17 protein-coding genes are annotated in these 18,159 nt (G+C 69.1%); 11 read left to right on the top strand and 6 right to left on the bottom strand.

What is annotated here, in order from left to right; genetic code table 11:
* Positions 1 to 105: 105 nt before the first annotated feature.
* The 3 genes from OC490_RS42330 (at position 106) to OC490_RS42320 (ending at position 3,047) form a co-directional block, all read left to right on the top strand.
* Complete coding sequence (locus OC490_RS42330) at positions 106 to 1,362, top strand: amidohydrolase family protein (RefSeq protein ID WP_262063378.1); 1,257 nt, start codon at positions 106 to 108, stop codon at positions 1,360 to 1,362.
* Positions 1,359 to 2,282, top strand: coding sequence for an LLM class F420-dependent oxidoreductase (locus tag OC490_RS42325; protein ID WP_262063377.1), 924 nt, complete (start codon positions 1,359 to 1,361; stop codon positions 2,280 to 2,282). Before OC490_RS42330 ends, OC490_RS42325 begins: the two co-directional genes overlap by 4 nt.
* Before the next feature lie 114 nt (positions 2,283 to 2,396).
* A complete protein-coding gene (locus tag OC490_RS42320; protein ID WP_262063376.1) occupies positions 2,397 to 3,047 on the top strand; it encodes a response regulator transcription factor in 651 nt (216 codons plus the stop codon).
* 21 nt (positions 3,048 to 3,068) lie between these two features.
* On the opposite strand, the gene OC490_RS42315 is transcribed toward OC490_RS42320, so the two are convergent.
* Together OC490_RS42315 and OC490_RS42310 are read right to left on the bottom strand one after the other, a co-directional pair.
* Positions 3,069 to 3,863, bottom strand: a complete 795-nt coding sequence (locus OC490_RS42315) for a hypothetical protein (protein WP_262063375.1) — start codon at positions 3,861 to 3,863, stop codon at positions 3,069 to 3,071.
* A 61-nt stretch (positions 3,864 to 3,924) separates the two neighbouring features.
* Complete coding sequence (locus tag OC490_RS42310; protein WP_262063374.1) at positions 3,925 to 4,659, bottom strand: hypothetical protein; 735 nt, start codon at positions 4,657 to 4,659, stop codon at positions 3,925 to 3,927.
* A gap of 160 nt (positions 4,660 to 4,819) precedes the next feature.
* Here OC490_RS42310 and OC490_RS42305 point away from each other — a divergent pair, with 160 nt between their 5' ends.
* The 4 genes from OC490_RS42305 to OC490_RS42290 all read left to right on the top strand — a co-directional run bounded on the left by OC490_RS42305 (position 4,820) and on the right by OC490_RS42290 (position 10,128).
* Positions 4,820 to 5,590, top strand: a complete 771-nt coding sequence (locus OC490_RS42305; protein ID WP_262063373.1) for an SDR family NAD(P)-dependent oxidoreductase — start codon at positions 4,820 to 4,822, stop codon at positions 5,588 to 5,590.
* Between the two features lie 107 nt (positions 5,591 to 5,697).
* Positions 5,698 to 6,816 (top strand): LLM class flavin-dependent oxidoreductase, encoded by a 1,119-nt coding sequence (locus OC490_RS42300; RefSeq protein ID WP_406456212.1) that lies wholly within the window; start codon positions 5,698 to 5,700, stop codon positions 6,814 to 6,816.
* 76 nt (positions 6,817 to 6,892) lie between these two features.
* Entirely contained in the window at positions 6,893 to 8,632 is a 1,740-nt protein-coding gene (locus OC490_RS42295) for an N-acyl-D-amino-acid deacylase family protein (protein ID WP_262063439.1), read from the top strand.
* Positions 8,633 to 8,676: 44 nt separating this feature from the next.
* A complete protein-coding gene (locus OC490_RS42290) occupies positions 8,677 to 10,128 on the top strand; it encodes an aldehyde dehydrogenase family protein (RefSeq protein ID WP_262063371.1) in 1,452 nt (483 codons plus the stop codon).
* 22 nt (positions 10,129 to 10,150) lie between these two features.
* Here OC490_RS42290 and OC490_RS42285 read toward each other — a convergent pair whose 3' ends face one another.
* Both OC490_RS42285 and OC490_RS42280 read right to left on the bottom strand, forming a co-directional pair.
* Positions 10,151 to 10,546 carry a nitroreductase family deazaflavin-dependent oxidoreductase gene (locus OC490_RS42285; RefSeq protein WP_262063370.1) on the bottom strand — a complete coding sequence of 132 codons (396 nt, stop codon included), beginning with the start codon at positions 10,544 to 10,546 and terminating at the stop codon, positions 10,151 to 10,153.
* 124 nt (positions 10,547 to 10,670) lie between these two features.
* Positions 10,671 to 12,200: a CehA/McbA family metallohydrolase gene (locus OC490_RS42280; protein ID WP_262063369.1), complete on the bottom strand. Its 1,530-nt coding sequence runs from the start codon at positions 12,198 to 12,200 to the stop codon at positions 10,671 to 10,673.
* A gap of 240 nt (positions 12,201 to 12,440) precedes the next feature.
* Here OC490_RS42280 and OC490_RS42275 point away from each other — a divergent pair, with 240 nt between their 5' ends.
* The 3 genes from OC490_RS42275 to OC490_RS42265 all read left to right on the top strand — a co-directional run bounded on the left by OC490_RS42275 (position 12,441) and on the right by OC490_RS42265 (position 16,303).
* On the top strand, positions 12,441 to 15,026 hold the full coding sequence (locus OC490_RS42275; protein WP_262063368.1) for a bifunctional FO biosynthesis protein CofGH: 2,586 nt from the start codon (positions 12,441 to 12,443) through the stop codon (positions 15,024 to 15,026).
* Between the two features lie 93 nt (positions 15,027 to 15,119).
* Complete coding sequence (locus tag OC490_RS42270) at positions 15,120 to 15,671, top strand: hypothetical protein (protein ID WP_262063367.1); 552 nt, start codon at positions 15,120 to 15,122, stop codon at positions 15,669 to 15,671.
* A 188-nt stretch (positions 15,672 to 15,859) separates the two neighbouring features.
* Positions 15,860 to 16,303 carry a hypothetical protein gene (locus OC490_RS42265; protein WP_262063366.1) on the top strand — a complete coding sequence of 148 codons (444 nt, stop codon included), beginning with the start codon at positions 15,860 to 15,862 and terminating at the stop codon, positions 16,301 to 16,303.
* Positions 16,304 to 16,404: 101 nt separating this feature from the next.
* Here OC490_RS42265 and OC490_RS42260 read toward each other — a convergent pair whose 3' ends face one another.
* Both OC490_RS42260 and OC490_RS42255 read right to left on the bottom strand, forming a co-directional pair.
* On the bottom strand, positions 16,405 to 16,593 hold the full coding sequence (locus OC490_RS42260; protein WP_262063365.1) for a DUF397 domain-containing protein: 189 nt from the start codon (positions 16,591 to 16,593) through the stop codon (positions 16,405 to 16,407).
* Positions 16,590 to 17,402, bottom strand: coding sequence for a helix-turn-helix domain-containing protein (locus OC490_RS42255; RefSeq protein ID WP_262063364.1), 813 nt, complete (start codon positions 17,400 to 17,402; stop codon positions 16,590 to 16,592). Before OC490_RS42255 ends, OC490_RS42260 begins: the two co-directional genes overlap by 4 nt.
* 112 nt (positions 17,403 to 17,514) lie before the next feature.
* Between OC490_RS42255 and OC490_RS42250 the strand changes: the two genes are divergently transcribed.
* Positions 17,515 to 17,946 carry an ATP-binding protein gene (locus tag OC490_RS42250; RefSeq protein WP_262063363.1) on the top strand — a complete coding sequence of 144 codons (432 nt, stop codon included), beginning with the start codon at positions 17,515 to 17,517 and terminating at the stop codon, positions 17,944 to 17,946.
* Positions 17,947 to 18,159 lie beyond the last annotated feature (213 nt).

The raw sequence follows: 18,159 nt of genomic DNA, 5'->3' as shown, positions 1-18,159 counted from the left end.
ACAAGGCCCTCACACGGCCTACGCACAGTTCCGCACAGAACCGAGCACCCCGAACCCGGATCCAGCTAGCTGACGGGTCGTCAGATCGGCGCTACCGTGAGCGCCATGGACACCCAGACCACCACTCATGCCGCACCCGGGACACCCCTTCCGCCGATCATCTCCGTCGACGACCACACCGTGGAGCCCGCCGACGTCTGGCAGCAGAGGCTGCCCAAGAAGTACCTGGACACCGGCCCGCGGGTAGTCCGCGCGCCGCTGAAGGAAATGACGTTCCTCGGCGGCCGGTTCAAGCCCGTCATGGGCGAGCCCGGCGACGACGGACCCATCGGCGACTGGTGGGTGTACGAGGATCTGCACCGCCCGCTCACCCGCCTCGACACCGCCGTCGGCTACAGCAGGGACGAGATCAAGCTCGAAGTCATCACTTACGAGCAGATGCGGCCGGGCTCCTACGACGTCCCGTCCCGGCTCGCCGACATGGACGTCAACCACGTCCAGTCCGCGCTGTGTTTCCCCACCTTCCCGCGCTTCTGCGGCCAGACGTTCACCGAGGCCGCCGACCGCGAACTCGGGCTGCTCTGCGTCCGCGCCTACAACGACTGGATGGTGGAGGAGTGGTGCGGCCCGCAGGCGCGGGGCCGCCTCATCCCCCTCCCCCTGATCCCACTCTGGGACCCGGAGTTGGCCGCCGCCGAGGTCCGCCGCAACGCGGCCCGCGGCGTCCGCGCCGTCGCCTTCTCCGAGATACCCCCGCACCTCGGCCTCCCCTCCATCCACACCGACGACTGGGACCCCTTCCTGGCGGCCTGCGCGGACACGCAGACGGTCATCGCCATGCACATCGGCTCCAGCAGCCGTATGCCCTCCACCTCCGCCGACGCCCCGCCCGCCGTCGGCTCCACCATCACCTTCGCCAACTGCTGCTATTCCATGGTGGACTGGCTGATGAGCGGCAAGTTCGAACGCTTCCCCGACCTCAAGGTCATGTACGCCGAGGGCCAGATCGGCTGGATCCCCTACATCCTGGAACGCGCCGACGTGGTCTGGGAGGAGAACCGCGCCTGGGGCGGCGTCGCCGACAAGGTCCACCGCCCGCCGTCCGAACTCTTCACCGAGCACGTCTACGGCTGCTTCTTCGACGACGCCTTCGGCCTGAAGAACCTCGACTCCATCGGCGTCGGGAACGTGTTGTACGAGACCGACTACCCCCACTCCGACTCCACTTGGCCCAAGTCCCGCGAGGTCGGGGAGGCACAGATGGGGCACCTGGCACCGGACGTGGTCGAGCGGATCGTCCGGGGCAACGCGATCGACCTGCTGGGCCTGACGCCGGACGGTCTGTGGGGCGGGCCCGAATGAGCGGCCTCGCCTACGGCATCCAACTGCCCGTCCAGTCCCAGAGCACCATCTACGCCGAACCCTGGGAGGCCGACGCGGGCCCCGCCGACCTCGTCGAGATCGCCCGCGCCGCCGACCGGTCCGGCTTCGACTACATCGCGGGCTGCGACCACGTCGGCGTCCCGCGCCGCCTCGCCGCCGCGATGAGCACCATCTGGTACGACCCCGTCGCCACCCTCGCCTTCCTGGCGGGCGTGACCGAGCGGGTCCGGCTGCTGAGCCATGTGGCGGTCGTGGGGCTGCGGCACCCGCTGATCACCGCCAAGCAGTACGCCACCCTCGACCACCTCAGCGGCGGCCGACTGCTCCTCGGGGTCGGCGCCGGGCACGTACGGGAGGAGTTCGAGGCGCTGGGTGTCGACTTCGACCGCCGCGGGCCCGTCCTCGACGAGTCGATCGACGCCCTGCGCGCCGCCCTCGGCCCGGACGAATTCCCGGAGCACCACGGCAAGTTGTACGACTTCGAGGGGCTGGGGCAGCGACCCAGGCCCGCGCAGGAACACGTGCCCGTCTGGGTCGGCGGCTCCTCACCCGCCGCCGTACGCCGGGCCGCCCTCAAGGCGGACGGCTGGCTGCCGCAGGGCGACCCGCGCGACCGGCTGTCCGAGCAGATCGAACGGATCCGGCGACTGCGCGAAGAGGCCTCCCTCCAGGGGCCGTTCATGTTCGGGGCCATCACCGAGCCGCTGTACGTCGGCAACCCGGGGTGGGAGGTCGGGCGGCGCACCCTCACCGGAGCCCCCGAAGCGCTCGCGGAATCGCTGCGCGCCTACCGGGCGATGGGCGTGGACCGGATCCAGGTCCGGTTCCGCTGCCGCGACCGCGCCGAACTCACCGACCAGATAAGCGAGTTCGGGGCCGAGGTGGGGCCCCTGCTCTGATCACGCCCGCTGCTGACGCCCACCCTTTGATCACAACCTGTTTGAACACGGTCACGCCGAGCCGCGTATGTATGGACGTACGGACGTCATGGCTCCGGCGGAAGGACCCCCGAAGTGCGATCCTCCGAGCGACTCGTAGTTGTCCTGGCCTCCGTCGGGGACACCTGGCCGCACGAGGACTGGCCGGCCCCGGACGATCCGCACGTGGACCGAGTGGTGCGTGTCTCCCCGCCCTACGACGGGCTGGGAGAGACCACGGCGGACGTCGTCGTGCTGCACTGCGAGGACCCGGCGGCATCCTTTCCGGGGCTGCTGGACGTGCTCCGCACCCGGGGTGTCCCGGCGATCGTGGTCAGTCCGCGCCAGGACACCCAAGCGGTGGTCGAGGTGTTCCGGGCCGGGGCGGGCTATCTGGTCGAGGGGGACCACTGCCCCCAGATGATGTCCTCGGCGGTCCTGGCGGCCACCGTCGGGCACACCTACCTCTCTCCGACCGCCTGCGACGCCCTGCGTGAGGGGGCCCGGCGGATGGCCGCGACCGACGACGCGATGGAGCGGCTGCGCGCGCTGCTCTCGCCGCGCGAACAGCAGATCATGGAGCTCCTTTCGACCGGCCTGGGCGCGCAGCAGATCGGGCAGCGGTTACGGCTGAGCGAGAAGACCGTCCGCAACAACCTCAGCAACATCTACGCCAAGCTGGACGCCAGGAGCGGCACGGACGCGGTCCTGCGCTGGCTGGGAGCCACGCCCGTGCTTCGCACCTGAGAACCGTCCGGGAGCGCCGGATCAGGGTGCCGGGACCTCCGTCAGCGGTATTTCCACGTCGGTGGCGTCGGCGCCGCCCTGACCGAATCCGGCCTCTTCGGTCTGGAGGGCCTTCGTGGAGTTCGGAACCGCGTCCGCCGCTGTGGTTTCGCATTTCACGTTCCGCAGCCAAAGGCGCCCGTCGGGCGTTCCGTTGTTCAGGATCTGCGGATAGAAGACGTGCACGGTCGCGGCGCCCTCGCTCGGCGCGAAGAACACCGTCTGGCCGTCCTGCGCCTCCTTGTACGTGGCCTTCAGGAATCCGCTGACATCGGTGCGCTTGGCCGACCACATGAAGAAGGCGGTGCTGTCCGGCTGCACGGTGTCCGTGCGGCTGAACGCCAGGGTGGTCGTCTTGTCGTCACGCGTGATGTTGATGGTCGACGTGCTGAATTCCAGGCCGACTTCGAAGAGCGAGCTCCCGAGTTTCGTGCCGGCCTCGGTGACGGTTCCCTCCTCCACCTGGAGGGTGCGTGTCACCGACGTACTGACGTTGAAGGTCTTCGTCGCGGTGCTCGTGGAACCGCAGTTGTCGCTCACCGGGGAGACGCGTTCGTTGGGTCCGAGGCTGTTCGCCTTGAACTGGACGTCCACGAACTCGCAGTTGGCCAGCTTGTCGGAGTCCGCGGAGCAGTCGGCGGTCACTTCGGACGGGGTGGCGGCGTTCGCCTGGTTCATCAGCGGGACGATCACCGCGAGCGCCGCCACAGGGGCCAGCATCAGGGTGACGCGCTTCTTCTTGCTCCGGTGGCTTCTGCCGCGGCCGGTCCGGGACATGGGTATCTCCTGGGGGGTGTAAGGGAGTTGAGCTGCGGGTTCGTGGGGGTCGGCCGGTGGGTCAGCAGTCCTCCAGAACCGCCTTGGAGGTGCCGTCCACGACACCGGGGGCGCCCGCGGCGCCCGGCAGGATGACCGGTCCCTCGACGACGTCCGGTGCCACGAAGTTCTGTTCGGGAGAGGGGTTCACGGCGAAACTGCCGGGATCGGCGTCGATGCGCACCCGCCATTCGCCGGTCATGCGCTGCAGCTTCGGCGTGAACTCCATGTGGAGCACCTTGCCGACCGGCACGTCCCGCGCCTCCGTGTCACCGGCCGTCGCCGACTTCACGGTCATGTCCAGGGTGCCCTTGTGCTTGGCCCAGGACCCGCTGAGGAATCCGAACAGGCCGCCTCCGCCGCCCTGTTGGGTGGAGACGTACTTGCCCTGGCCCTGGGCCGCGGTCGACGACCAGGTGATGGAGACCTTGGCGGGATCGGTGGCGTTCGGCTCGCAGTTCGGGAAATCGATGGACGACTTTTCGGTGGGGCCGTCGAAGGTCTCGAAATTCGTCTCGACGTAATCGCAGTTGTCGGCCTGGAAACCGTCCGCGAAGGCGCCGCCGAAATCCTCCACCGTCCGTTGCTCGCCATTGACCACCGCGGACCTCTCGCACATGGTCATGATCTGGTCCGGTGTCTTCGCCTCGGCCGCGTTCGCCGACGGCAGCAGGGCGACGACCACCCCGCCGGTGGCCAGTGCCGCGCCGATCGCCACGTACCTGACTTTCCTGTTGCGCAATCTCCGCTTTGCCATACCCGGCATTCTTGGAGTCAAGCCGAGGTATGGCCAGGGTCAAATGTCCCTACTCTACGGTCACTTCAAGTGTGCTTGTGCAATCCATTGACCTTCATCTGACGCTTCGTCAGATGCGGCGCTACGATGACCTGCATCCACCGATTCCGAGGAGGCCCGCATGGGCAAGCTGGACGGGCGTGTCGTTCTGGTCACCGGGGCGGCACGCGGGCAGGGGGAGCAGGAGGCGCGGCTGTTCGCGGCCGAGGGTGCGAAGGTCGTCGTAGCGGATGTGCTGGATGAGCAAGGGGAGGCGCTGGCCAAGGAGTTGGGCGCGTCCTATGTCCATCTCGACGTCGGCGAGGAGGCGGACTGGAGGGCCGCCGTGGAGGCCGCGAAGGTGACGTACGGGCGGATCGACGGGCTCGTCAACAACGCGGGGATCCTGCGGTTCAACTCCCTCGTGGACACGCCTCTCGACGAGTTCATGCAGGTCGTGCGGGTCAACCAGGTGGGCTGCTTCCTCGGGATCAGGACCGTGGCGGCGGCGATGGAGGACGGCGGCACGATCGTCAACACGGCCTCGTACACGGCGCTGACCGGGATGGCGGCCGTCGGGACGTACGCGGCGACCAAGCACGCGATCCTCGGACTCACCCGGGTCGCCGCGCTGGAGTTGGCGAGCCGGCGGATACGGGTCAACGCGATGTGTCCCGGTGCCATCGACACCGCGATGTCCAACCCGGCCCAACTCGACCCGGACGCCGACACGGAGGAGATGTCCCGGGCCCTCGACGAGCTGTACCGCAAGCTCGTGCCGCTCGGGCGGATCGGGAAGCCGGCGGAGGTCGCCCGCCTCGCGCTGTTCCTGACGTCGGACGACTCGTCGTACATCACCGGGCAGCCGTTCGTGATCGACGGGGGCTGGCTGGCGGGGGTCAGTGTCATCTGACGGCATCCGAAGTATCTGACGGGGCGTCATCTATTGACGAATCTGACGCTACGTCAGAAAGTCGTAGCACTCATAGGGACCACCTGGACTTGGGACGGTGAACCTCCTTGGAATTCGGGCTCTTTGTACAGGGATACGTGGGCAAGCGTGCCGAAACGGACCCGCTGGCCGAGCACAAGGCGCTGATGGAGGAGACCGAGTACGTCATCCAGGCGGACAAGTCCGGTTTCAAGTACGCCTGGGCGTCCGAGCACCACTTCCTGGAGGAGTACTCGCACCTCTCGGCCAACGACGTCTTCCTCGGCTACCTCGCACACGCGACGGAACGCATCCACCTGGGGTCGGGGATCTTCAACCCCCTCGCGCAGGTCAACCACCCGGTGAAGGTCGCCGAGAAGGTCGCCATGCTCGACCATCTCTCCAACAACCGCTTCGAGTTCGGGAGCGGGCGGGGTGCGGGCAGCCATGAGATTCTCGGGTTCATACCGGGCGTCACCGACATGAACTACACCAAGGAGATCTGGGAAGAGACCATCGCCGAGTTCCCCAAGATGTGGCTCCAGGACGAGTACGTCGGCTTCCAGGGCAAGCACTGGCAGCTGCCGCCGCGCAAGATCCTGCCCAAGCCGTACGGCAAGGCCCACCCCGCGATGTGGTACGCCGCCGGGTCGCCCCCCTCGTACGCCATGGCCGCGCGGAAGGGGCTCGGTGTCCTCGGGTTCAGCATCCAGAAGGTCTCCGACATGGAGTGGGTGCTTGAGCAGTACAAGACGGCGATCGTGAACGCCGAGCCGGTCGGGGCGTTCGTCAACGACAACGTGATGGTGACGACCACGGCGATCTGTGCGCCCACGCACGACGAGGCGATCCGGATCGCCACCAGTGGGGGGCTGCACTATCTGCCCTCGCTGGTGTTCCGGTACCACGACACGTTCCCTCGGCCCGAGGGGTTCCCTGTGTGGCCGGAGACCCTGCCCGAGTACACGCCGGAGTTCGTCGAACTCCTCGTGGAGGAGGAGCTGTTGATCTGCGGGGACCCGGACGAGGTGCTCACGCAGTGCAAGCGGTGGGAGCAGGCCGGGGCGGATCAGCTGAGCTTCGGGTTGCCGGTGGGGGTGCCGAAGGAGGAGACGTTGCAGACGATTCGGTTGATCGGGGAGCACGTGATTCCGAAGATCGACACGGATCCTGTTCACCGGACTACCCGGTTCCGTCAAGCCGCCTGATCTTTCGTTGCGGGGTGCGGGTGCGTTGTGGCTGGTCGCGCAGTTCCCCGCGCCCCTAGGTAGGTATGCGTCACGTATCTCAAGGAGTCACCCCGTGTTCGATCACGTCATCAAGGGTGCGGCCGTCGTGGACGGGACGGGCGCACCCGCGTACATCGCCGACGTCGGCATACGGGACGGTCGTATCGCCGCGATCGGGACGGTCACCGAGGAAGCCCGCACCAGCGAGGACGCGCACGGTCTCGTCCTCGCCCCCGGGTTCGTCGATCCCCACACCCACTACGACGCCCAGCTCTTCTGGGACCCGTACGCGACGCCCTCCCTCAATCACGGGGTGACGACCGTGGCCGCCGGGAACTGCGGGTTCACGCTCGCGCCCCTGAAGCCGGAGGACGCCGACTACACGCGGCGGATGATGTCCAAGGTCGAGGGGATGTCGCTGGTCGCGCTGGAGGAGGGGACGCCCTGGAGCTGGCGGGGCTTCGGGGAGTATCTGGACGCGCTCGAAGGGCGGATCGCCGTCAACGCCGGGTTCATGGTCGGGCACTGTGCCCTGCGCCGGTACGTGATGGGGCCGGATGCCGTGGGCGGGCAGCCCAGCGCGGAGCAACTCGCCGAGATCGTACGGCTGTTGCACGAGGCCATGGACGCGGGCGCCTGGGGCTTCTCCACCACCCAGTCCTCCACCCACTCGGACGGCGACGGACAGCCGGTCGCCTCCCGGCACGCCCGCCCGGAGGAACTGCTGGCCCTCTCACGGGCCGTCGGTGAGCACGAGGGGACACAGATCGAGGCGATCGTCGCCGGGTGTCTGGATCAGTTCAGTGACGCGGAGATCGATCTGTTCGTCGAGATGAGCGCGGTGGCGGGGCGGCCGTTGAACTGGAACGTACTGACCGTGGACGCCGCCGTGCCCGAGCGCGTGCCCCGGCAGCTGTTCGCGAGTGAGCGGGCGCGGAAGGCCGGCGGGCGGGTCGTCGCGCTGACCATGCCGATCCTCACGCCGATGAACATGTCGCTCGGCACGTTCTGCGCGCTGAACCTGATACCCGGGTGGGGGCCGATCCTGAGCCTCCCCGTGCCCGAGCGGATCGCCAGGCTGCGCGAGCCCGACATTCGGGCCGAGATGCTGGTGCGGGCCAACAGCAAGGAGGCCGGGGTCTTCCGGCGGCTCGCGAACTTCGGGCGGTACGTCATCGGCGACACGTACAGCGTCGCCAATGAGGGGCTGACCGGGCGGGTGGTCAAGGACATCGCCGCCGAGCGGGGGCAGGAGCCCTTCGAGTGTCTGGTCGAGATCTGCGCGGCCGACGAGTTGCGGACTGTCCTGTGGCCGATGCCCTCCGACAACGACCCGGCCTCCTGGGCCCTGCGCGCCGAGACCTGGCAGCACGAGGACGTGCTGCTCGGCGGGTCCGACGCGGGGGCGCATCTGGACCGGATGTGCGGGGCGCCGTACACCACCCGGTTCATCGGGGACTGTCTGCGCGGGCGGAAGCTGGTCGGGCTCGAGCAGGCCGTGAAGATGCTGACCGACGATCCCGCGCGGCTGTTCGGGCTGCGGGAGCGTGGGCAGGTGCGGGAGGGCTGGCATGCGGATCTCGTGCTCTTCGACCCGGAACGGATCGACGCCGGCAAGGCCACCCTGGTGCACGACCTGCCGGGTGACAGTCCGCGCCTGGACTCCAAGGCGATCGGGATAACGGCCGTGTGGGTCAACGGAGTTGAGGCGATACGCGGCGACGCGGTGAGCGGGAACGTGCCGGGGCGGGTGCTGCGGTCGGGGCGGGACACCAGGACGGTGAGCACCAGGTGAGTTCCCGGGTCGGTTCCCCTGATGGTTACCGTGATGGCTCTCAAGTGGCCCATGGGCAGCGGTTGTTCGTCGGCGGGGAGTGGGTCGAGCCGGACGGCGGGCACTACGCCGTGGTCGATCCGGCGACCGAGGAGACCGTGGGGTGGGCGCCCGAGGCCTCGCGGGAGCAGGTGTTCGCCGCCGCCGCCGCGGCCCGGGAGGCGTTCGGGCCGTGGTCGCGTACCCCGCCCGAGGAACGCGCGGCGATCCTCGGGCGGGCGGCCGACCTCGTCCGGGGCGCGCTGGTGCCGTACGCCGAACTCGCCCAGGCGGAGACCGGCGCCACGACCGGGACCGCGCGGGGCATGCAGGTGGGTGTGGCCGCCGCCCGGTTCCGGCGGTACGCGACCGTGGAACCGGCCGAGTGGGCAATCGCGCCGCAGGTCAACGAGGCCGGGCCGTTCGGGCGGGCGGCCGTCATGGGGGCGCTTGCCGTACGGCAGCCGGTGGGTGTCGTCACCTGCATCACGTCGTACAACAACCCGTGGGCCAACCCCGCAGGGAAGATCGCCCCCGCTCTCGCCATGGGCAACACGGTCGTCGTGAAGCCCGCCCCGCAGGACCCGTTGTCCGTCTACCGGATGGCGGAGGCGCTGGAGGCGGCCGGGGTGCCGCGCGGGGTCGTGAACGTGGTCAACGGGCGTGCGGTGGAGGTCGGGGAGGCGGCCGTGGAGTCGCCGGACGTCGACATGGTCAGCTTCACCGGCTCGACTGCGGTCGGGCAGCGCATCGCCGAGGTGTGCGGGCGGGGCATGAAGCGCCAGTTGATGGAGCTGGGCGGCAAGGGCGCGGCCGTCGTCTTCGACGACGCCGACCTCGCCTCCGCCGTCTCCGGGATCGGTACGACCTTCTCCTTCTACAGCGGGCAGATCTGCACGGCGCCGACGAGGGTCCTGGCCCAACGCGGCGTGTACGACCGTCTGGTCGAGCAACTGGCCGCCTACGCCGGTCGGTTGAAGGTGGGGGACCCGCGCTCGCCGGACACGGTGGTCGGGCCGGTGATCTCGGCGGCGCACCGGGAGCGCGTCGAGTCGTACGTCGAACTGGGCCGCAAGGAAGGCGCGGTGGTCGTTGCGGGCGGCGAACGGCCGTCCGGCGGCCCGGGGTTCCTGGTCGCCCCCACCGTCCTGGCCGACTGCACCGCCGAGATGCGGGTCGTCCGCGAGGAGATCTTCGGCCCGGTCGTCGTGGTCGTCCCCTTCGACGACGAGGAGGAAGGGATCGCCCTCGCCAACGACAGCGACTACGGCCTCATCGACTACGTCTGGTCCGGCGATGTGGCCCGCGCGTTCCGCGTGGCACGGCTGCTGCGGGCCGGCGGGGTGGGCGTCAACACGGTGGGGCGCAACATGGAGGCGCCGTTCGGAGGCTTCAAGAAGAGCGGCGTCGGCCGGGACGTCGGCTCGTACGCACTGCACGCGTACAGCGAGGTACAGGCGATCGTGTGGCAGGGCTGAGACCGGCCCCTCCCCCTTCGGCTCAGTCGCGCAGATCCACCCGCACCGTCAGCAGGTTCGACCCCATCGTCTTCACCGCCGCGCTGTTGAAACGGGGCAGGGTGCGCAGCCGTGCGCGGGGGTCGTCGTCGGGGAGGAGGTGGGCTGTTCCGGTGTGCCAGCGGCCCATGATCCGGACCCGGACCTCCGGGTTCGCCTTGATGTTGCGGACGTAGTGGGAGAGTTCGCCGAACTCCGAGACCAGCCAGAAGGTGTCGCCGATGCGACGGCCGCCGAGCGGGGTGCGGCGCGGCACGCCGGAGACGCGGCCGGTGGTCTCCAGGACGGTCTGGGTGGGGAGGCGGCGGGTGACCGAGTTCAGCACGCGCTGGATTCGGCTGATGCTGCGGTACTTGGACTCGGGGGTCGATGGGGGCATCGGTTCTCGGATCTCCTGCTGATCGGCCGGGACGGGTGCGCGCCGGGGGAGGCCCGCCAGAAGGTGATTCTCGTGCACGAACGGCCGGGCTTCGAGCCGTCCCGGCAGAGCCGCTGCCGCCGAGTCACTGCTCGGCGTCGCCCAGGAAGATCGGATTGGTGAACGCGGCCAGCGCCCCGGGCAGTGGCCCCGCCGCCGTCTCATGCCTCAACTCGGCCCGTACGTAAGCCGCGTAGGCCGGAGTCGTCCGCCACTCCACGGTGCCCGCGCCCCCCACCGGCAGCGGATCGCCGGTGAACAGCGTGCCTTGGTCGGTCACGAAGCGGACGGTGCAGCGCGGGGCGCCCGTGACCTCCAGCCGTACCGTGACCGGGGTGTCGGCGTCGACCCTCAACCGCTCGCCGATTCCCGCGTGTTCGGCCCGCCCGCCGGACGCGGTGAAGGTCAACGAGACACTCTTCGACTCGGCGACATAGGAACGCCCCGCCCGAATACCGTCCTGGATCGCCTCCCTCGTCAAGTCGTCGGCCAGGACGACGGTTTGGGGCAGGCCGACCGCGTCCGGGTCGCGGTGGGCGTCGCTGTTGCCCATCGCCGGGAGCCACGCCCGGTTCGCCCGCACGGACGCCACCAGCGTCGCGTCCCAGGAGGCCAGGGCCACCTCGTCGTCGGGCGTATAGGGGCCGTTCCACACCTCGACCGCGTCCGCCTCGCCGAAGCCGAACTTCCAGGCACAGCCGATGCAGGTGGCGTGCGGATGCGCGGGTACGACCAGGCCGCCCGCCCGGCGGATCTCACGGGCGAACCGGCCGAAACGGTTGTCGCGGGCGCGGTAGCGCCAGTCGACGAAGGTGCCGGGTTCGGTGCCGAGGGCGACCACGTGACCGTTGCGCGTCGTGACCTCCTCGCCGAGCAGGATGAGCAGGTCGTCGCCCGCCTCCGAGGCCCAATGGGGGTGCGAGGAGTGCGTGTTGTGCTCGGACGTGTTGATGAAGTCCAGGCCCGCCGCCCGCGCCAGCGCCGCGATCTCGGCGGGGGTGCGGCGCCCGTCCGAGTACCAGGAGTGCAGATGGCAGTCGCCCCGGTACCAGTCCCGGCCCCGCCCCTTCGCCCGCTCCGGCGGATACACCGGTCGCGGGGCGGCGCCCGGTTCGCCGTAGGTGAGCGTGACCGTGAGCTCGTACGACAGTCCCTGCGGGGACACCGTGTAGGGGCCCAGCGCGATGTGCCAGGTGCCGGCGTGCACCGGGCCGGGGAGGTAGCCGGGCGTCGCGTCGTCGGCGCGGACGAAGAACTCCGTGCGCGCCCCGCCCGACCAGCCCCGGAAACCCCGGCCGCCGAGGCCGGTGCCGTACTGGTCGAAGAGACCGATGTCGAGGGCGTTGCCCTGGGTGCCGGCCGGGACGGACGGTCTGTCGTAGGTGTACGCCACCTTGAGCTCGCGGACCCCCGCCGGGACCTCGACGGGGACGTACACGTAGTCGGGCGAGCCGGTGGGGAGGGTGCCCCGAACGGTCCGCGTCTCCTGGGCACCGCTTGCGGGGATTGCCGCACCGCTTGCGAAGGTCACACTGCCCAACGTAAGCGCGGCGGTGGCGCCCGTCACGATCAGCGCACGTCGGTTGAGGCCGTTTCCGTGATCGTCGTCGCACATGCTGCTGCTCCCAGGATGTCGTCAGTGACAGGGATGGCGCGGAGGTGACCCGTACGACTCTGATAGTCGGCTGTGAACTCCCGTGCAAGGAAAGGGAATCGGCGGGTGTCGGGAAACCGGAGCCGACGCGGGGGAGGGCGGAGCGCTCCCGAGGCCAGTGACACCGTGTAACGACCTGCCCGGCCGGAACGAATCGGGCGCCCCTCTTTGGCCTGATCACACCGATCGTATGCTCGAAGGATGACGACACCCGCGAGCTCCGGAACCGGCCCGACCGAGAACTCCATGCGTCGCGCCCTCAAACGCGCCCGTGACGGCGTCGCACTGGACGTGACGGAAGCGGCGGTGCTGCTCCAGGCCCGCGGCGAGGCCCTCGACGACCTCACCGCGTCCGCCGCCCGGGTGCGCGACGCGGGCCTGACGGCGGCCGGCCGCCCCGGCGTGATCACGTACTCGAAGAGCGTCTTCATCCCCCTCACCCGCCTGTGCCGCGACAAGTGCCACTACTGCACCTTCGTCACCGTCCCCGGCAAACTCCGCCGGGCCGGCCACGGCATGTTCATGTCCCCGGACGAGGTCCTCGACATCGCCCGCAAGGGCGCGGCCCTCGGCTGCAAGGAAGCCCTGATCACCCTCGGCGACAAGCCCGAGGACCGCTGGCCGGAGGCGCGCGAGTGGCTCGACGCGCACGGCTACGACGACACGATCGCCTACGTCCGCGCCATCTCCATCCGCATCCTGGAGGAGACGGGCCTGCTGCCCCACCTCAACCCCGGGGTGATGACCTGGACGGACTTCCAGCGCCTGAAGCCGGTGGCGCCGAGCATGGGCATGATGCTCGAAACCACCGCGACCCGGCTCTGGTCCGAGCCCGGCGCCCCGCACTACGGCTCCCCGGACAAGGAACCCGCCGTACGCCTACGGGTGTTGGAGGACGCGGGCCGCTCGTCCGTCCCCTTCACCTCCGGCATCCTGATCGGCATCGGCGAGACGTACGAGGAGCGCGCGGACTCCCTCTTCGCGCTACGGAAGGTGTCGAGGGCCTACCACGGCATCCAGGAACTCATCATCCAGAACTTCCGCGCCAAGCCGGACACGGCGATGCGCGGCATGCCGGACGCGGAACTGGACGAACTGGTGGCGACGGTCGCCGTCGCGCGCCACATCATGGGCCCCTCCGCCTGCCTCCAGGCACCGCCCAACCTCGTCGACTCCGAGTACAAGCGCCTGATCGGCGCGGGCATCGACGACTGGGGCGGGGTCTCACCCCTGACGATCGACCACGTGAACCCCGAACGCCCCTGGCCCCAGATCGAGTTGCTGCGCGAACAGTCGGCCGAGGCGGGCTTCGAACTCCGCGAACGGCTCTGCGTCTACCCGGAGTTCGTGGGCCGCGGCGAACCCTGGCTGGACCCACGCCTGCTGCCCCACGTACGGGCACTGGCCGACCCGGAGACGGGCCTGGCGCGCGAGGACGCGGTGGTGGAGGGCCACGCCTGGCAGGAGCCCGAGGAGGCGTTCGTGTCCTCCGGCCGTACGGATCTGCACGTGTCCATCGACACGGAGGGCCGTACGTCCGACCGCCGTGACGACTTCGACGAGGTCTACGGCGACTGGGCCGCCCTGCGCGAGGCGGCGGCGCCCGGCATGGTGCCCGAGCGCATCGACACGGACGTACGGCAGGCACTGGCGACGGCGGCCGACGACCCCACGAAGCTGACCGACGCGGAGGCCCTCGCCCTGCTGCACGCGGACGGCCCGGCGCTGGACGCCCTGACCCGGATCGCGGACGACGTCAGGAAGTCGGTGGTCGGTGACGAGGTGACGTACATCGTCACGCGGAACATCAACTTCACGAACGTCTGCTACACGGGCTGCCGCTTCTGCGCCTTCGCACAGCGCCGCACGGACGCGGACGCGTACACGCTGTCGCTGGACCAGGTGGCGGACCGCGCCCAACAGGCCTGGGAAGTAGGGGCGGTTGAGGTCTGCATGCAGGGCGGTATCCACCCCGACCTGCCCGGCACGGCGTACTTCGACATCGCGAAGGCGGTCAAGGAACGCGTCCCCGGTATGCACGTCCACGCGTTCTCGCCCATGGAGGTCGTCAACGGCGCGACGCGCACCGGCCTTTCGATCCGCGAGTGGCTGACGGCGGCGAAGGAAGCGGGACTGGACTCCATCCCCGGTACGGCGGCGGAGATCCTCGACGACGAGGTCCGCTGGGTCCTGACGAAGGGCAAGCTGCCGACGGCGACCTGGATCGAAGTCATCACGACGGCACACGAGTTGGGCATCCGGTCGAGCTCGACGATGATGTACGGCCACGTGGACCAGCCCAGACACTGGCTGGGACATCTGCGGACCCTGGCCGGTATCCAGCAACGCACGGGCGGCTTCACGGAGTTCGTGACGCTGCCGTTCATCCACACCAACGCACCCGTGTACTTGGCGGGGATCGCGCGCCCGGGCCCGACGATGCGGGACAACAGGGCGGTGGTGGCGATGGCGAGACTGCTGCTCCACCCTTGGATCCCCAACATCCAGACGAGCTGGGTGAAGCTGGGCTCGGAGGGCGCGGCGGAGATGCTGCGCTCCGGGGCGAACGACCTCGGCGGCACGCTGATGGAGGAGACGATCTCGCGGATGGCGGGTTCGTCGTACGGCTCGTACAAGTCGGTGCGTGACCTGGTCGCCGTAGCGGAACTGGCGGGTCGGCCGGCGCGTCCGCGCACCACGCTGTACGGGGAGGTGCCGGAGGAGCGGCAGCGGGTCGCTTCCGCCTCGGACGGGCACCTGCCGGAACTGCTGCCGGTGCTGGACTGAGGGTCCGGGTGGTCGGATGGGGGCCGGTACGATGATCCGACCCCTGTTCGATCGGGATGTGGGGGCTGTGAGTAGCTGAGGAGATGCGTGCCCGTGCCTGCCTCGAAGGTCTGGGTGACCGGTCTGACGGTGGGAGCGATCGCCGCGGTCACGGTCCTGGCCGTGCAGGCCAACAAGGGGCCCCACCCGAAGGCGTCCGCCGCCCGCCCCACCGCCTCGGCGTCCGCGCACGCGTCCAAGTCCCCCAAGCCGCACGTCACGGCCGCCGCGGTACCCGCCTCCTCCGGCACCGGTCGGCGCATCGTCTACTCCGTCGGCCAGAAGCGCGTCTGGCTGGTCGACGCGAGCGACAAGGCCGGCCGTACGTTCGCGGTGTGGCCCGGCACGGTGAGCCCCGACCCCGGCACCTACACGGTGTCGGTCCGCAACGACGCCACGACCGGCTCCGACGGCGTCCAGATCGAGAACATCGTCTACTTCGCCGCCAAGTCCGGCGTCAACATCGCCTTCTCCAACGCCGTCGACGGCTCGTCCCCGCCACCGGCCGCGGGCAAGGAAACGGGCGGCGTACGCATGGGCAAGGCGGACGGCGCGGCACTGTGGACGTTCGGGACGACGGCCACCAAGGTGATCGTGGTCCGGTAGGACGGAAGTCGAGCCCAGCGGTCGGATCAGCGCCCAAAGGGTGCTGTGCATCGGGGAGTTGCCAGTCGCGGGAACATGCGCTGTCGCACGGGCCGGCACATGATCTTCACGCCATATCTATGGGTGTGTATGCCGAAATGCTGCAAACTTCTCCGACGATCACCGATCTGCCGGAGGAACACGCAAGTATGAACAACGTAACGGGGAAGGCGCTGCTCGTCGGCGCAACGGTGGCCTTGGCCTCATCGCTCGTCGCATCGCCCGCTTCGGCGGCGACGACGACGGTCAACTTCGTAGCGTGCCGTCACAATCCGATCTACTGCATCAATGGCGACAAAACGTACACCAAGGGCACCTCGACGCGGATCGTGGACGCCATCGGCGGAGACAGGGAGACCGGTGTCAAGCGCACCGGGACCTACTACGCGCGCTGGACCTACAAGAAGCCGGGCGGCAGCACCAAGGTCGGCGCCGGCTGGGAGAAGGCCACGGTCAGAAAGATCGACGGCATCTACTCCGCCTACGCGGGCTGGGGCCACGCCGACGGCAAGGGGCTGAAGGTCCCCAAGAACACCGTCGTCTGCGTGCAGTACAAGGGCAACAGCTTCAAGGTGTGCGAGAAGTTCACGTAGTCCCGCGCCGGAGGCAGCCCGTGCTGGGCGATTTCCTCGGAGTCGCCCGGCACGTCGCGCCCGCCGCGCACGATGACTTGCGCGGTCCTTTTGCCCCGGGCTCAGTGGCCGGCGAACGCCACGAACTCGGCCCACGAGGCGTCTGTGAAGGCGAGTTGGGCGCGCTGGGTGTTCTTGGAGTCGCGTACGTGGACGGTGGCATCGGCGGGGGCGATGGCGACCTCGACGCAGTCAGGCTCGTCGTTGCCGCTGTAACTGCTCTTGAACCACGCCAAGGTTGAGGAGGTCATGTCTCTTCTCCCAGCACTTTCTTGATGAACGCCAGCGACTCCCGGGGCGAGAGAGCCTGCGCTCGGATCATCCCATAGCGCATTTCCAGGATCTGGACCTCCCGAGGAGTGCTGATCACCCGGCTGTGCAGTTCGGCCGCCGAGTACCCCAGTGTCTTTCCGCCCCGGAGCTTCAGCACACGGAACGAGCCGCTCACACTCGCGTGGTCCTCCCGGTCCGTGGGCATCACCTGGATCTCCACGTGCCGCAACTTGCCTACCTCCAGCAGGTGTTCAAGCTGTTGCCGCTGCACCATTCTGCCTCCGACCGGCCGTCGCAGCGTCGACTCCTCCTGGACGAAGGTGATCAATGTCCGAGGCGTGCGCTCGAAGACCTCCTTGCGCGCCATACGAGCGGCCACGAGACGTTCGATCTCCTCTTCCGTATACGCGGGGCGCCGCATCTCGTACAACGCCTGTGCGTATTCCGGTGTTTGGAGCAGACCGTGGATGTGCAGGGCGGTGTATGCCCCCATCTCCACGGCTTCGTCCTCCAGGTTCTTCAGGTCGCGAACCTTCTTCGGGTAGCGCGCTTGCTCCACGTCCTCCTTCATCGCGGAGATCTTCCCGCCGGCCCCCGTCGCCTCGTCCGCCTTGTCGAGGAACTCCGGTTTCGCGGCCCGTCGTCCCCGCTCCACCGAGGACACCATCTCCTCGCTGTACCCGACCCTCACCCCGAACTCTGCCTGCGACAGCCCAGCGGCCTCGCGCCACATCTTGATCTGACGGCCGACCGCCTTCAGTACGGCCATGGCCTCTTCGTCGTCCACACCGCCACCTTCCGCACATGAGCCGGACGACCCCGGACCGCACCCGGACAGTCGCGCTCCGTACCGACATGAATGCTGTTCAGGGTAGACAGGAGTGGCCACGCTGAGTGATGTGAACGAAGAAATCACCCAAGCCGCGCCCCTGGTAGGGCACTTCACCGTGCTGTTGTCCGCGACCCGGCGGGGAGCCCGCCTGGCCCGTCTCCTCACGGAACGTCAACTCGCCGACTGGGGGCTGCCGTCCGAGGCGGCGGAACACGTCGTCGCCGAACTCGCGGCGAACGCCGTCGTGCACGGGCGGGTACCCGGACGTGACTTCAGACTGGCCCTACGACTCGACGCGTACGGCACGCTCCGTATCGAGGTGACGGATGCTCGGGGCGACCGGGTCCCCCATGTCCCGAACTCGGCCTCGGCGTACGCGGAATCGGGGCGCGGGCTGCTGCTCGTGGCCGCGTATGCCGACCATTGGGGTGTTGATGAGGCACCCGCCCCCTGCAAGACCGTGTGGGCCGAACTCGTGCTGGGTCAGGTGGATCGGTGACCCGGACGAGCATGTTGATGACGAGGTCTGTCACCGGTTGCCGTTGGGCCACTCGCTTCTTTGTCAGTGTCGGGCTTCCGCGGCCCGAGTAAAGGGCGCTCCGCTGCGCTGCGCGTCGCCTGCGGCGATGACCCTCCGGGTCACCCTTGACTCGGTCCGCTCCAGCCCGTTTGAGAAGCGAGCGAGCGGCCGGGGAGGAATGGGGGTCCCAGG

Origin of the sequence: Streptomyces sp. STR69, assembly GCF_024519455.1 — a bacterium.
Taxonomy (GTDB): domain Bacteria; phylum Actinomycetota; class Actinomycetes; order Streptomycetales; family Streptomycetaceae; genus Streptomyces.
Note: the sequence above shows the minus strand (reverse complement) of the source record. Positions and strands in the feature narration are given on the sequence as shown.